11 protein-coding genes are annotated in these 13,800 nt (G+C 69.6%); 5 read left to right on the top strand and 6 right to left on the bottom strand.

Annotated elements, in window-relative coordinates:
• Positions 1-11 precede the first annotated feature (11 nt).
• Both gcl and V2S05_RS09035 read left to right on the top strand, forming a co-directional pair.
• On the top strand, positions 12-1,799 hold the full coding sequence (gene gcl, locus V2S05_RS09040) for a glyoxylate carboligase (RefSeq protein ID WP_413634834.1): 1,788 nt from the start codon (positions 12-14) through the stop codon (positions 1,797-1,799).
• Positions 1,800-1,816: 17 nt separating this feature from the next.
• Complete coding sequence (locus V2S05_RS09035) at positions 1,817-2,947, top strand: glycerate kinase (protein WP_413634833.1); 1,131 nt, start codon at positions 1,817-1,819, stop codon at positions 2,945-2,947.
• Between the two features lie 71 nt (positions 2,948-3,018).
• Here V2S05_RS09035 and V2S05_RS09030 read toward each other — a convergent pair whose 3' ends face one another.
• The gene (locus V2S05_RS09030; protein ID WP_271639204.1) at positions 3,019-3,165 is read right to left on the bottom strand and encodes a hypothetical protein; all 147 of its coding nucleotides are present in this window, start codon (positions 3,163-3,165) and stop codon (positions 3,019-3,021) included.
• Positions 3,166-3,299: 134 nt separating this feature from the next.
• Positions 3,300-4,013, bottom strand: coding sequence for an NRDE family protein (locus tag V2S05_RS09025; protein ID WP_413634832.1), 714 nt, complete (start codon positions 4,011-4,013; stop codon positions 3,300-3,302).
• 95 nt (positions 4,014-4,108) lie between these two features.
• Here V2S05_RS09025 and coaBC point away from each other — a divergent pair, with 95 nt between their 5' ends.
• A complete protein-coding gene (coaBC, locus tag V2S05_RS09020) occupies positions 4,109-5,338 on the top strand; it encodes a bifunctional phosphopantothenoylcysteine decarboxylase/phosphopantothenate--cysteine ligase CoaBC (RefSeq protein ID WP_413634831.1) in 1,230 nt (409 codons plus the stop codon).
• 11 nt (positions 5,339-5,349) lie between these two features.
• Here coaBC and moaA read toward each other — a convergent pair whose 3' ends face one another.
• Entirely contained in the window at positions 5,350-6,429 is a 1,080-nt protein-coding gene (moaA, locus tag V2S05_RS09015; protein WP_271639207.1) for a GTP 3',8-cyclase MoaA, read from the bottom strand.
• A 298-nt stretch (positions 6,430-6,727) separates the two neighbouring features.
• Here moaA and V2S05_RS09010 point away from each other — a divergent pair, with 298 nt between their 5' ends.
• Positions 6,728-7,243 carry a nucleoside deaminase gene (locus tag V2S05_RS09010; RefSeq protein ID WP_271639599.1) on the top strand — a complete coding sequence of 172 codons (516 nt, stop codon included), beginning with the start codon at positions 6,728-6,730 and terminating at the stop codon, positions 7,241-7,243.
• A gap of 28 nt (positions 7,244-7,271) precedes the next feature.
• The gene (locus V2S05_RS09005) at positions 7,272-8,867 is read left to right on the top strand and encodes an NCS2 family permease (RefSeq protein ID WP_413634830.1); all 1,596 of its coding nucleotides are present in this window, start codon (positions 7,272-7,274) and stop codon (positions 8,865-8,867) included.
• A 189-nt stretch (positions 8,868-9,056) separates the two neighbouring features.
• Here V2S05_RS09005 and xdhC read toward each other — a convergent pair whose 3' ends face one another.
• Genes xdhC through V2S05_RS08990 form a run of 3 tightly spaced genes read right to left on the bottom strand, consistent with a single transcriptional unit; the run spans position 9,057 to position 13,724 of the window.
• Complete coding sequence (gene xdhC, locus V2S05_RS09000; RefSeq protein ID WP_271639209.1) at positions 9,057-9,878, bottom strand: xanthine dehydrogenase accessory protein XdhC; 822 nt, start codon at positions 9,876-9,878, stop codon at positions 9,057-9,059.
• A gap of 1 nt (position 9,879) precedes the next feature.
• Positions 9,880-12,243 carry a xanthine dehydrogenase molybdopterin binding subunit gene (gene xdhB / locus V2S05_RS08995; protein WP_413634829.1) on the bottom strand — a complete coding sequence of 788 codons (2,364 nt, stop codon included), beginning with the start codon at positions 12,241-12,243 and terminating at the stop codon, positions 9,880-9,882.
• Positions 12,240-13,724, bottom strand: coding sequence for a xanthine dehydrogenase small subunit (locus tag V2S05_RS08990; RefSeq protein ID WP_413634828.1), 1,485 nt, complete (start codon positions 13,722-13,724; stop codon positions 12,240-12,242). The genes xdhB and V2S05_RS08990 overlap by 4 nt, the downstream gene beginning before the upstream one ends.
• Between the last annotated feature and the right edge of the window lie 76 nt (positions 13,725-13,800).

Here is a 13,800-nt window from a genome sequence, read left to right as displayed (position 1 = left end):
GACAGAACATCATGACCCGCATGCGCGCAGTGGACGCCATCGTCCAGATCCTGATCAAGGAGGGCGCCGACGAGGCGTTCGGCCTGCCCGGAGCCGCCATCAACCCCCTGTACTCCGCGATACGCGCCGGTGGCGGCATCCGGCACACTCTCGCCCGCCACGTCGAGGGCGCCTCGCACATGGCCGACGGCTACAGCCGCACCGGCGACGGCCGCATCGGAGTCTGCCTCGGCACCTCCGGCCCCGCAGGCACCGACATGATCACCGGGCTGTACGCGGCGATCGCCGACAGCATCCCTATGCTGTGCATCACCGGCCAGGCGCCGGTCGCCAAGCTCGATAAGGAGGACTTCCAGGCCGTCGACATCGCATCCATCGCGAAGCCCGTGACCAAGTTCGCCAAGACCGTGCTCGAGGGCGCCCAGGTTCCCGGCGTGTTCCAGAGCGCGTTCCAGATCATGCGCTCGGGCCGTCCCGGCCCCGTGCTGATCGACCTGCCGTTCGATGTGCAGATGACCGAGATCGAGTTCGACATCGACACGTACGAGCCGCTGCCGGTCGCGAAGCCCGTCGCCACCCGCGCGCAGGCCGAGAAGGTGCTCGACATGCTCACCGCGTCGACGCACCCCGTGATCGTCGCCGGCGGCGGCATCGTCAACTCCGGCGCCTCCGACAAGCTCGTCGAGCTGGCCGAGACCCTCGGCGTGCCGGTCGTGCCCACCCTGATGGGCTGGGGCGCCATCGCCGACGATCACCCGCTGGCAGCCGGCCTGGTCGGCATCCAGACCTCGCAGCGGTACGGCAACGCGAGCTTCCTCGAGAGCGACTTCGTGCTCGGCATCGGCAACCGCTGGGCCAACCGCCACACCGGCGGGCTCGACACGTACCGCAAGGGCCGCACGTTCGTGCACGTCGACATCGAGCCGAGCCAGATCGGCCGCGTGTTCGCGCCCGACTACGGGGTGGTCTCCGACGCCGGCGCGTTCATGGACGTGCTGCTCGAAGCCGCGCGAGACCGCGTCGCCGAGCTGCCCGATTACAACGGCTGGGCCGAGGAGTGCCGCGACCGCAAGGCGCGTCTGCAGCGCAAGACCAACTTCGACAACGTGCCGATGAAGCCGCACCGCGTGTATCAGGAGATGCTCACGGCGTTCGACCGCGACACCACCTTCGTCACCACGATCGGTCTGTCGCAGATCGCCGGCGCGCAGCTGCTGCACGTCTACGGCCCCCGCAAGTGGATCAACGCCGGCCAGGCCGGACCTCTGGGCTGGACGGGTCCCGCCGCCCTCGGCGTCGTGCGCGGCAAGCCGGGGGAGCAGGTCGTCGCGCTCTCGGGCGACTACGACTTCCAGTTCATGATCGAAGAGCTCGCGGTGGGCGCGCAGCACAAGCTGCCGTACATCCACGTCGTGGTCAACAACAGCTACCTCGGCTTGATCCGTCAGTCCCAGCGCGGCTTCGAGATGGACTACGAGGTCTCGCTGGCGTTCGACAACGTCAACACGCCGTACGACCCCGACAGCGTCGCCACCGGATACGGCGTCGACCACGTCAAGGTCGCCGAGGGGCTCGGCTGCAAGGCGATCCGCGTCGAGCGCCCGGAAGAGCTCGCCGCCGGCTTCGCCGAGGCCGCCCGCCTGCGCGACGAGTTCCAGGTTCCCGTCGTCGTCGAGGTCATCCTCGAGCGCGTCACGAACATCGCGATGGGTGCCGACCTCGACACCATGAACGAATTCGAAGACCTCGCGGCGTCGCCGGCCGACGCACCCGAGGCGATCTACGCCCTGCTCGACTGATCGATTCCGAGTACGACATGCGCATCCTCATCGCCTCTGACAAGTTCAAGGGCTCGGCGACGGGCTCCGAGGTGGCGGCGGCGCTCGCCGACGGCATCCGGGAGATCACCCCGGATGCCGTCGTCGACGCGGCTCCCGTCGCCGACGGCGGCGAGGGCACGGTCGACGCGGCTGTGGCGAGCGGCTTCACCCCCGTGACGTTGTCGGTGACCGGCCCCACCGGCGGGCCGGTGGATGCTGCCTTCGCCGTCCGCGGAGAGCAGGCGATCATCGAGATGGCCGCCGCGAGTGGGCTGGACCTGCTGCCGAACGGCGAGAAGGATGCCCTCGCAGCGACCAGCCGCGGCACCGGCGAGCTCATCGCGGCGGCGCTCGATCGCGGCGCGACCTCGATCGTGCTCGGCGTGGGCGGCAGCGCCTGCACCGACGGCGGCGCGGGGATGCTGCAGGCGCTGGGCGTGGCACTGCGCACCGAGGATCGACCCGTGCGACCCGGCGGCGCGGGCCTGGTCGATCTGGTCTCGGCCGACATCTCCGGCCTCGACCCTCGGCTCGACGGCGTCAGCTTCGTGCTGGCCGCCGACGTCGACAATCCTCTCCTGGGAGACCGGGGGGCCGCCGCGGTCTTCGCACCGCAGAAGGGGGCGAGCGCCGACGATGTCGCTGTCCTCGAGGCGGGCCTGTCGCGTCTCGCAGAGGTCGTCGACGTGCTGCCCGGCGTGCGGCCCTCGGCGACGGCCCCCGGTGCGGGCGCCGCGGGCGGGGTGGGGTACGCGGCTCTCGCGGTGCTCGGCGCGGTGCGCGAAGCGGGCATCGACGTCATCCTGCGCCTGATCTCACTCGACGAGCGCATCGCCGATGCCGACCTCGTGATCACAGGCGAGGGAAGCCTCGACGATCAGAGTCTCGGCGGCAAGACGCCACTGGGCGTCTCGGCGGCCGCGGCGAGGGCGGGCAAGCCCGTCGTTGCGGTGTGCGGTCGCACCACGCTGGACGCCGCGCAGGCCGCGTCCGCGGGCTTCGGGAAGGTCTACGCGCTGAGCGGCCTCGAGCCCGAGCCGGCGAAGAGCATGGCCAACGCGGTGCCGCTGCTGCGCGAAGTCGGCCGCGCCATCGCCGCAGACCTGCCCGCGCTCACCGCTCGCTGAGCCTGGCTGCACGCAGAAGGGGACCGGACCGCCGATGGGCGGAGCCGATCCCCTGTGTCGCGCGTTGGTCCTCAGGCCGCCTTCGGGAAGAGGACGCGGAATGCGCGGATGAAGCCATTGCCTTCGTCGGCAGGCAGGTGGAAATCCGGGTCGATGTTGACCGATGGGTTCTCTGCGAACGGGACGTACCCGCTCGTCTCAGTCGAATGCGAGCTCATGTCCCTCTCCGTTTTCATTTCCATAAAGCGAAAGAATCATTCTGTTCTATGAAAAGAGTAGGGCGGCGTCGCCGAGGAGTCAATACCTGCTTCCTGCGTGTGACGGCAGATTGCGCTGCAGCGCGGGCGCGGCGTCAGCCCCAGTGGCCCGGATCGGTCAGCACCCGGGAGCTCACCTGAAGCGACCCGGAGGCGACCTCTGCGGTGCAGAACAGCAGCGACATCGTGGGATACCCGTGAACCCGGTTGTCACGCACGATCGCCCTGTCGTCGTCGGGGGAGAGGCTCGCGCTCTCTGCGAGCACCGCGACCCAGCGCTCGTCCCACGCGGACGCGTGGTCTGCGGGTGCGTCGCCCGCAGACGCGGCGAAGCGGGGCAGCCACGCCTCGATGCGCGCCGTGCCGGGGTCGTCCAGATCGTCGTGGGCGATCATGTGCACCCCCGCCGGCACCGCGGTCTCCCGCAGCTGGACACCGTCCCACGACAGCACGCGGGATCCTTCCGGCGTCACCTCGAGCAGGTTGAATCCGTGCATCGGCAGCGGACCGTCCGGCGAGCGGCCGGCGACCGACTCGAGTGCCAGCGACCCGCGCGAGCGCGCACCGTCCTGTGACAGGTCGAGCACGTCGGCGCGGTTGAGCAGCACGGCCAGGCGTCCGGCGGCGGGGTCGGCGGCGAGCCACGCGCCACCGGCCCGGCGGTCGCGGATGCCGATCACCCCCGGGTGCGCGTCCGGCCACCACTCTCCGAGGTCGTCCCACGGGCGATCCGGATCCTCGTCGCGCACGGCCAGCAGCCGGGCGCCCGCGCCGGGGGAGGGGGCGACATCGATCACGACGGTGCACACGAGCACGAGTCTAGGTGCGCCTGCAGCAGGGGAGGGCGCACGGCAGGGGCGGTCGAATCGCCGACTGTCCTGCAGCCTGGGGCAGAATCGAACGCGTGAACATCGTCGTCGCCGTCACCGGCGGGATCGCCGCCTACAAGAGCGTGCACCTGGTGCGCCTGCTGATCACCGCGGGGCACGAGGTCACCGTCGTGCCGACCGAAGACGCGCTGCGCTTCGTCGGCCTGCCCACGTGGGAGGCGATCAGCCGCAGACCCGTGACGACGAGCGTGCACGAGGATGTCGCCCAGGTGCGCCACGTCGCTCTCGGGCAGGCCGCCGAACTCGTGATCGTCGCGCCGGCCACGGCGAACACGATCGCGAAGATGGCAGCGGGACTCGCCGACGACCTGCTCGGCACCACTCTGCTCGCCACGACCGCGCCGGTCGTGATCGCCCCGGCGATGCACACCGAGATGTGGCGCCACCCGGCGACGCAGGCGAACATCGCGACGCTGCGCGATCGCGGTGTCGCCATCCTCGGCCCGGGAGAGGGCGAGCTGACCGGCGGCGATTCCGGACGGGGGCGGATGCTCGAGCCCGAGCAGATCATGGCGGGGGCGCTCGCCCTGCTCGACGACGAAGAATCGGGACCGAACTCCGAGCAGGACCTCGACGGCCTGCGGGTCGCAGTGTCGGCCGGCGGCACCCGCGAGCCCCTCGATCCCGTGCGCTTCCTCGGCAACCGCTCCAGCGGGAGGCAGGGCACAGCCCTCGCCATCGCCGCCGCAGACCGCGGCGCGGAGGTGGTGCTCGTCGCCGCGCACGTCGACGGTGCGGTGCTGGCGGATGCCGAACGGCATCCGCTCATCCGCATCGAGCACGTCGGCACCGCAGCCGAACTCGGCGACGCGATGCGCCGGGCATCGGAGGAGGCCGCGGTGATCGTGATGGCCGCGGCCGTCGCCGACTACCGTCCGGCCGACGTGTCCGACCGCAAGCTCACCAAGGAGTCCGGCCCGCTCGAGAGCATCGAGCTGGTGCAGAACGAGGACATCGTGGCTCATCTGGCCGCTCGGCGGCATCCGGGTCAGGTGATCGTCGCGTTCGCGGCCGAGACCGCAGACGACGGCGACGAGCTGCTCGAGCGCGCGCGGCGCAAGCGCGAGCGCAAGGGCGTCGATCTGCTCGTGGTGAACGAGGTCGGCTGGGAGCGCGGTTTCGAGTCGGGGCAGAACACCGTGCACGTCATCGGCGACGGGGGTGCGGTTCTCGCCAGGGCATCCGGGACTAAGCGCTCAGTGGCCGACGACATCTGGGACGTCATCGCCGACGTGCTGGCCTGAGAGGCGGCGGCTCAGCCGCCGATGTACGACATCTCGATGCGCTTGCGCTGCGTGCGAAGCGCCGGGGTGAGCCCCGCGCGGATCTCGGAGTAGCGGTCGTCTCGTCCGCCCCAGATGGATGCCATGGCCGCCGCAAGCTCGACATCGTCGGCTCCGCCGCGCATGAGCGCGCGCAGGTCGTGGCCCTGGGAGGCGAACAGGCAGGTGAACAGCCTCCCCTCGGTCGAGATGCGCGCACGCGTGCAGGTGCCGCAGAACGCGTTGGTCACACTGGAGATGGCGCCGATCTCGCCGCCGCCGTCGGTGTAGCGCCAGCGTTTCGCGGTCTCGCCGAGCACCGCGGGGGCGACCGGCTCGAGCGGGAACACCGCGCCGATCCGCTCGATGATCTCGGCCGACGGCACCACCTCATCGAGAGACCAGCCGTTGGTGTTGCCGACGTCCATGTACTCGATGAAGCGCAGCGTGTAGGGGGTGCCCTTGAAGTGCCGCGCCATGTCGACGATCTCACCGTCGTTCACGCCGCGCTTGACGACCATGTTGAGCCGGATCGGCCCGAGGCCGGCCTCGTGCGCCGCGTCGATGCCGTCGAGCACTCGGCTGACCGGGAAGCGCACGTCGTTCATGCTCTGGAAGAGGGCGTCGTCGAGTGAATCGACCGACACCGTCACCCGCTTCAGGCCTGCGGCCTTCAGTGCCTGCGCCTTGACCGCGAGGGCGGAGCCGTTGGTGGTCAGGGCCAGGTCGAGCGGTCGGCCCTCCGGGGTGCGGATGGCGGCGAGCTGCTCGATCAGCTGCTCGATGCCGCGGCGCAGCAGCGGCTCGCCTCCGGTCAGGCGGAGCTTGTGCACCCCGTGCGCGGCGGCGACGGTGGCGATGCGGGTGATCTCTTCGAAGCTGAGCAGCTCGTCACGGTCGAGGAAGGCGTAGTCGCGCCCGAAGATCTCCTTGGGCATGCAGTAGACACAGCGGAAGTTGCAGCGGTCGGTCACCGAGATGCGCAGGTCGCGCAGGGGGCGCTCGAGCCGGTCGGTGAGCGCGGTCGACGGGCCGGCCAGACGGCCCTCGCCATCGATTCGCCTGCTCGCCATGATCTCGTCCTCTCGCGTTGAAACGCTAGCACCGGATGCCTGGGTGCGGACCCGCTGAAGCCCGTATCAATTGCCGCTGGAGTGCATTTGTCGCCGTAGCGTGAAATGCGCGCGGGAATTGTCTGGACGGGGCGAAATGGTGTTGCTATTCTTGGACAGCCGCAATATCCGAGATGCGGCTCAATTGAACAGTCAGCGGTTCGACGTATATCTCGCAGAACGATCCCATCCGGATCCGACTCGATAAGCCGTATCACTGCTACGACAGCAAGGAAGCTCTCGTATGAACAGCAGCGCTATGCCCAGACCCGAATCGCAGACCGACCCGACAGCCTCACCCGATCCCGCCGCGTACCTGGCCGAGGCTGTGCGCATCGCGGTCGAGAACGTTCGCAACGAGGGCGGGCCCTTCGGCGCCGTGGTCGTCACGGCCGACGGTCAGGTCTTCGAGGGCGTGAACCGGGTCACCGCCGATCTCGATCCCTCGGCGCACGCCGAGGTCACGGCGATTCGCAACGCGTGCCGAGGGCTCGGCACGTTCGACCTGTCGGGAGCCACGCTCTACACGAGCTGCGAGCCCTGCCCGATGTGCCTGGCCACGTCGCTGTGGGCGCGGATCGACCGCGTCTACTTCGCCGCCGACCGCCACGATGCCGCCGATGCCGGCTTCGACGACGCGGCGTTCTACCGCTACTTTGAAGGCGACGACGCCGATCGGGCCGTCATGCCCGTGACCGACATCGCGCTGCCGCCCGAGCAGCGCGTCGCCCCCTTCACCGAGTGGGCCGGTACGCCCACCCGCATCGAGTACTGAACCCCCTTCACCGTTTCCGGAGCCGATGATGTCTTCAGCTGTCCCTCCTTCCGCGCGCCCGACCGGGGCCGACTCGCCTACGACCGACGCATCCACCACCACCGACACATCCACCACGGGTGTGGTCGGCAACGACACCGCCGGGCTCTTCGCCCGCGACGATGAACAGCGGCCGCCGCTGGCCACCGGGGCGACGACCACCGTCGACGCCACGCCGAAGAACGGCCTCGTCCGGTTCTTCGAGATCACCCGTCGAGGGTCGACCATCGCACGCGAGATCCGCGGCGGCGTGGTCACGTTCGTGACGATGGCGTACATCGTCATCCTCAACCCGCTGATCCTCGGTGGCGTCACCGACGTGTCCGACGCAGCGCTGGATGCCGCGCAGATCGGTGCCGCGACGGGGCTCACAGCCGGCGTGATGACGATCCTGTTCGGCGTCGTGGCGAGGCTGCCGTTCGCGCTCGCCGCGGGACTGGGCATCAACTCCTTCCTCGCCGTCTCGGTCGTCGGTCAGGTCACCTGGCCCGAGGCGATGGGACTCGTCGTGATCAACGGCCTGCTCATCGTGCTCTTCGGCGCCACCGGCATCCGGACCGCCATCTTCAGGGCCGTGCCGCAGGCGCTCAAGGCGGCCATCACCGTCGGCATCGGCCTCTTCATCGCCTTCATCGGCTTCGTCGACTCGGGCTTCGTCAACCGCACCGCCGGCGGCCCGCCGGTGCAGCTCGGCGACAACGGATCGATCACCTCCGTGCCCACGCTCATCTTCCTGTTCGGGCTGGTGCTGATCGGCATCCTCGTGGCGCGCAAGGTGCCGGGCGGCATCCTGATCGGCATCGTGGTCAGCACGGTCGTGGCGCTGATCGCGCAATCGGTGCTGAAGCTCGGACCCTCCTTCGAAGACCCGAACGGCTGGCACATGACCATCCCCGAGCTCCCGGCCGCGTGGATCACCGTGCCGGACTTCGGTCTGATCGGCCAGTTCGACCTGTTCGGCGCCTTCGAGCGCGTCGGCATCCTCTCAGCCACCATGCTCGTCTTCACCCTCGTGTTCTCGAACTTCTTCGACGCGATGGGCACGATGACCGGACTCGCGAAGAACGCCGGCCTCGCCTACAAGGACGGCACGTTCCCGCGGCTGCGCTCGGCGTTCGTCGTAGAGGGCTTCGGCGCGGTGGCGGGCGGTGTGACCTCGACGTCGTCGAACACGGTGTACGTCGACAGCGCCTCCGGCATCGGCGAGGGCGCGCGCACGGGTCTCGCCTCGCTCGTCGTCGGCGTGCTGTTCCTGCTGTCGATGTTCGTCACCCCGCTCACCCTCGTCGTGCCGATCGAGGTCGGCTCGGCCGCGCTCGTGGTGGTCGGCGCGATGATGATGTCGCAGATCCGCGAGATCAAGTTCACGAAGTTCGCCGTCGCGCTGCCGGCGTTCCTCACCATCGTGACCATGCCGCTGACCTACTCGATCGCGAACGGCATCGGGGTGGGCTTCATCTCCTGGGCGCTTGTGAACGCCTTCTCGGGTCGCGCCCGCAAGGTGCACTGGCTGATGTGGATCGTGGCAGCCGGATTCGCGCTGTACTTCGTTCGCGGGCCGATCGAGGCGATGCTCGCCGGCTGATCGCCGCACAGGAAAGGCCCCGATTCTCATTCCGAGGATCGGGGTCTTTGCATTTCTGCGGAACGTCCTGCACCCGCCGCATGAATGCGGCGGGTGCAATTCATGTCGGGGCCAATGCGCGTTGCATTCGCTATGGTGCGTCGAGAAATTCCGGAATGCGTTTCGCGCATTCCGGAATCGATGTGAGCGTCATTCGGATGCCCGCGGCGCGGCCTCCTCGATGAGCTGCAGGATGCGAGCCGCCACGCTCACCGCGATGACGGCCGGCTGCTTGCCCGACACCTCGGGGACGCCGATGGGAGTGGTCACGCGGGCGAGCTCGTCGTCGGTGTGACCGAGCTCGTGCAGCTTCTTGCGGAACCGCGCCCATTTCGAAGCCGAGCCGATCAGCCCGATCGATCCGAGGCCGTCTGTGCGCAGCGACTGGTCGACGATCGCGAGATCCTCGACGTGATCGTGCGTCATGACCAGCACGTGGGTGCCCGCGGGGACGTCGAGCAGCGCTGCCTCGGGCACGGGCGCGTGGTGCGCCTCGACACGCGCGACCGCATCGCGGGTCACAGGCTCGAGACGGGCTGGGTCGAGCATCTCGGCTCGCGAATCGACCAGGTGCAGCGCCAGCTCGTGCCGAGTCAGGATGCGCGCCAGCTCGAGCCCCACATGGCCCATGCCGAACACAGCCACCGACGGCACGACGCGAACGGGCTCGAGCATGATCGTGACCTCTCCTCCGCAGCACTGCACGCCGTACTCGGTCGTGGCCTTGTCGCTCAGCGTCAGCGTGAGCAGCTCGGGTTCGGCGGTGCCCGAGGCGAGCATCTCATGGGCGCGATCGGCGGCGGTCGCCTCGAGGTTGCCGCCGCCGATCGTGCCGAACTGAGCGCCCGGCGAGATGACCATCTTCGCGCCGCCGTTGCGGGGCGCGTGACCGCGCACCATCGCCAGCGTCACGATCACCGCAGGAGTGCGGCTCTCGCGCAGCGCGCGCAGGGCATCCAGCCAGTCGACCATGTCAGACCGCGGCGAGCTCGGGCGCCGGCTCCGCCGCGCCCTGGGCAGCACGGGCGGTCTCGACCGCCCAGTACACCGCCTCGGGCGTCGCCGGCGAGGCGAGGTCGACCGAGTGGCCTGCCGGGCCGAATGCCGCGACCGCCTCGCGCAGCGCCTCGCGAGCGCTGAACGCGAGCATGAACGGCGGCTCGCCGACGGCCTTCGAGCCGTAGACCGCGCCGTCCTCCCTGGCGTTCCGGAACAGGCGCACCGTGAACTCCTCAGGCATCTCCGAGAAGCTCGGCAGCTTGTAGGTCGACGCCGACTGGGTCTGCAGGCGACCCCGGTGCGGGCCGTCGGTGGCATCCCACCTCAGGTCCTCCAGTGTCAGCCAGCCCATGCCCTGCACGTACGCGCCCTCGATCTGGCCGATGTCGAGCATCGGCGAGAGCGAGTCGCCCACGTCGTGCACAATGTCGACGCGACGGATCCGGTATGCGCCGGTGAAGCCGTCGATCTCGACCTCGGTGGCGGCCGCGCCGTACGCGAAGTACTTGAACGGCGAGCCCTGCATCGTCTCGGGGTTCCAGTGCAGACCGGCCGTGCGGTAGTACCCGGCCGCGAACAGCTGCACCCGCTGGAAGTACGCCGCCTTCGCCACCTCGGCGAAGGTCAGTCGCTCCGACTTGCCGAGGGCGGTCACGTGGCCGCCGCCGAAGCGCACGTCGCGCTCGTCGACGCCGAGCAGGCGCCCGGCGACAGCGGCCATGCGATCGCGGATCTGCTCGCAGGCGTTCTTCACCGCGCCGCCGTTGAGATCGGCGCCCGATGACGCGGCCGTGGCCGACGTGTTGGGCACCTTGTCGGTGCGAGTGGGGGCCAGGCGCACCTGGTGCAGTTCCAGTCCCAGCGCGGTGGCCGCGATCTGCAACATCTTGGTGTGCAGTCCCTGACCCATCTCGGTGCCGCCGTGGTTGACCAGCACCGAGCCGTCTTTGTAGACGTGCACGAGCGCGCCGGCCTGGTTGAACGCGGCGAAGTTGAACGAGATGCCGAACTTGATCGGCGTCATCGATATCGCGCGCTTCACGTCAGGGCTCGCGGCGTTGAACGCGTCGATCTCGGCGCGGCGCTGGGCGATCGACGCCTCGTCGGCGAGCTGGTTCCAGATGGTCGGCATCCGCTCGGCGTCCTTTACCAGCTGGCCGTACGGCGTGCTCTGGCCGGGCTGGTAGAAGTTGCGCCGGCGCAGCTCGAGCGGATCGATGCCGAGCGTCGGCGCGACCCGGCCGAGGATGTCTTCGATGAGGAACACGCCCTGCGGGCCGCCGAAACCGCGGTACGCGGTGTTCGACTGCTTGTTGGTCTTCGCGATCTGCCCGTAGGCGTGCACGTTCGGGATCCAGTACGCGTTGTCGAGGTGGCAGAGCGCGCGGCCGAGGACGGGCTCCGACAGGTCGATCGACCAGCCGCCGTCTGCGGTGAGCACAGCATCGAGGGCCTGCAGCATGCCGTTCTCGTCGAGACCGACCTTCCAGCGGATGTGGAACGGATGCCGCTTGCCGGTCATCGTGAGATCCTGCGTGCGGTTCAGGCGCACCCGAACCGGACGGCCGGTGAGCTTGGCGCCGAGCGCTGCGATCGCGGCGAAGCCGTGCGGCTGCATCTCCTTGCCGCCGAAGCCGCCGCCCATGCGCAGGCACTGCACCGTGACCTCGTTGGCGTGGATGCCCAGCACGTGCGAGACGAGGTCCTGCGTCTCGGTCGGATGCTGGGTCGAGCACTGGATGAAGTACTGCCCCTCCGAGTCGCGCACGGCGAACGATGCGTGCGTCTCGAGGTAGAAGTGCTCTTGACCCGCGAACTCGGTGACCCCTTCGAAGACGTGCGCCGAGGCGGCGAGTCCGGCCGCCGCGTCGCCGCGGGCGACGGTGCGCGGCGTGCCCATGAAGGATCCGGCCTCGATCGCATCGCGCACGGTGATCAGCGAGGGCAGCTCGTCGTACTCGACCTGCACGCGCTCGGCCCCGAGGCGTGCGGCCTCGGTCGTCTCGCCGAGCACCCACACCAGCGCATGCCCGTAGAACATGGCCTCGCTCGGGAACAGCGGCTCGTCGTTGCGGATGCCGGCGTCGTTCAGACCGGGCACGTCGTCGGCGGTGAGCACCCGCACGACGCCCGGCACCTCGTAGGCGCCCGAGACGTCGATGCTCACGCGCGCGTGCGCGCTGGTGGACTGCACCGGCCACGCGGTGAGCACACCATGGGTCTGCGCGGCGAGGTCGTCGGTGTACATCGCGGCTCCGGTCACGTGCAGCGCCGCGCTCTCGTGCACTGCAGGGCGCCCGACGACGGGGTTCTCGGGGCGGTCGGCGAGAGTGCTCATACCGACACCTCCTTCGACTGGATGACGGTCTGGCTGTAGAACTTCAGCAGGGCGGAGCCCAGCATGTGCGCGCGGTAGTCGCCGCTGGCGCGGTGGTCGGACATCGGGGTGCCCTCCGACTGGAGCACGGCGGATGCCGCCTTCACGGTGGCGATGTTCCACGGTTTGCCGATCAGCGCCTCCTCGGTCGCGGTGGCTCGCAGCGGCGTGGCTGCCACACCGCCCAGGCCGATGCGCGCAGATGACACGGTGCCGCCGGTGATGTCGAACGCGAAGCCGAGCGCGACGGAGGAGATGTCGTCGAAGCGGCGCTTGGAGATCTTGTGGAATGCCGTGTACTCCGCCAGCGGCAGCGGAATGCGCACAGCCGTGATCAGCTCGTCCTTCGCGCGCACGGTCTGCCGGTAGCCGATGAAGTACTCGGCCAGCGGCACCTCGCGCTCGCCGTCGACGGATGCCAGCACGAGCCGCGCGTCGAGGGCGAGCAGCGCCGGCGGGGTGTCTCCGATGGGGGAACCGGTGCCGAGGTTGCCACCGATGGTGCCGCGGTTGCGGATGAGGCGGGACGCGAACTGCGGGAACAGCTTGGCGAGCAGCGGCACGCGGCCGCCGAGACGCCGCTCGACATCGGATATCGGCAGAGCCGCACCGATCTCGACCATCTCGTCGGTGACGGAGAGGGCACGCAGCTCGTCGAGCTGATCGATCGCGACGACCAGGGGTGCGCGGCGGCCGCGGAGGTTGACCTCGACGCCCCAGTCCGTCGAGCCGGCGACGATCAGGGCATCCGGCTCATCGCGAAGCAGGCGCAGGGCGTCGGAGAGGGTGGCGGGTCGCACGAAGCGTGAGCCGGCGACCCGGGCATCCGTCGCCACCGCCGCAGGAGCAGCGTGCGACAGGCGCTGCTGCAGCGGATCGTCCTGCTCGGGCGAGCCGAGAGAGTAGGCCGCGTCGCGGATGGGGCGATATCCGGTGCAGCGGCAGAGGTTGCCGCTGAGAGCGTGCAGATCGAATCCGTTGGGGCCCGCCTCGAGACCATCGTCGTCGGGGCCCTCGCCGTGCTGCTGCTCGCCGTCGTGGGCAGGGCAGCCGTCGCCGCGCTCAGGGCGGTAGTACTCGGCAGCCATGCTGCAGGCGAAGCCGGGCGTGCAGTACCCGCACTGCGAGCCGCCGGCTTCGGCGAGCTTCTGCTGCACCGGATGCAGGTTCTCGACTCCGCCGAGCCCTTCGGCGGTGACGATCTCCTGGCCGTCGAGGGCGTAGACCGGCACGAGGCAGGCGTTGACCGGCGTCCAGCGGGTGGTGCCGTCGTCGTCGGGGGTCGCGATCATCATGGCGCACGCGCCGCACTCGCCCTCGGCGCAGCCCTCCTTGCTGCCGGGAAGCCCGCAGTCGCGCAGCCAGTCCAGCGCGGTCGTGTGGGTGGCCACACCGTCGAGCGGGCGGCTGCGCCCGTTCACGGTGACCGTGATGTCAGTCATTGTGTCTCCTCGGGTATGACGCGGCGGCGTCGGGTGCACGCTGTTCGCGTGCCGGCGGGGATTCCGAGGGGTGAGC

The organism is Microbacterium sp. OR16 (assembly GCF_047306725.1).
GTDB lineage: Bacteria > Actinomycetota > Actinomycetes > Actinomycetales > Microbacteriaceae > Microbacterium.
Note: the sequence above shows the minus strand (reverse complement) of the source record. Positions and strands in the feature narration are given on the sequence as shown.

What these genes read in the sequence shown, in the direction of transcription:
- gcl (WP_413634834.1), top strand. Translation starts at nt 12, where the DNA reads ATGACCCGCATGCGCGCAGTGGACGCCATCGTCCAGATCCTGATCAAG.
- V2S05_RS09035 (WP_413634833.1), top strand. Translation starts at nt 1,817, where the DNA reads ATGCGCATCCTCATCGCCTCTGACAAGTTCAAGGGCTCGGCGACGGGC.
- V2S05_RS09030 (WP_271639204.1), bottom strand. Translation starts at nt 3,165, where the DNA reads ATGAGCTCGCATTCGACTGAGACGAGCGGGTACGTCCCGTTCGCAGAG.
- moaA (WP_271639207.1), bottom strand. Translation starts at nt 6,429, where the DNA reads ATGGCGAGCAGGCGAATCGATGGCGAGGGCCGTCTGGCCGGCCCGTCG.
- V2S05_RS09010 (WP_271639599.1), top strand. Translation starts at nt 6,728, where the DNA reads ATGCCCAGACCCGAATCGCAGACCGACCCGACAGCCTCACCCGATCCC.
- V2S05_RS09005 (WP_413634830.1), top strand. Translation starts at nt 7,272, where the DNA reads ATGTCTTCAGCTGTCCCTCCTTCCGCGCGCCCGACCGGGGCCGACTCG.
- xdhC (WP_271639209.1), bottom strand. Translation starts at nt 9,878, where the DNA reads ATGGTCGACTGGCTGGATGCCCTGCGCGCGCTGCGCGAGAGCCGCACT.
- xdhB (WP_413634829.1), bottom strand. Translation starts at nt 12,243, where the DNA reads ATGAGCACTCTCGCCGACCGCCCCGAGAACCCCGTCGTCGGGCGCCCT.
- V2S05_RS08990 (WP_413634828.1), bottom strand. Translation starts at nt 13,724, where the DNA reads ATGACTGACATCACGGTCACCGTGAACGGGCGCAGCCGCCCGCTCGAC.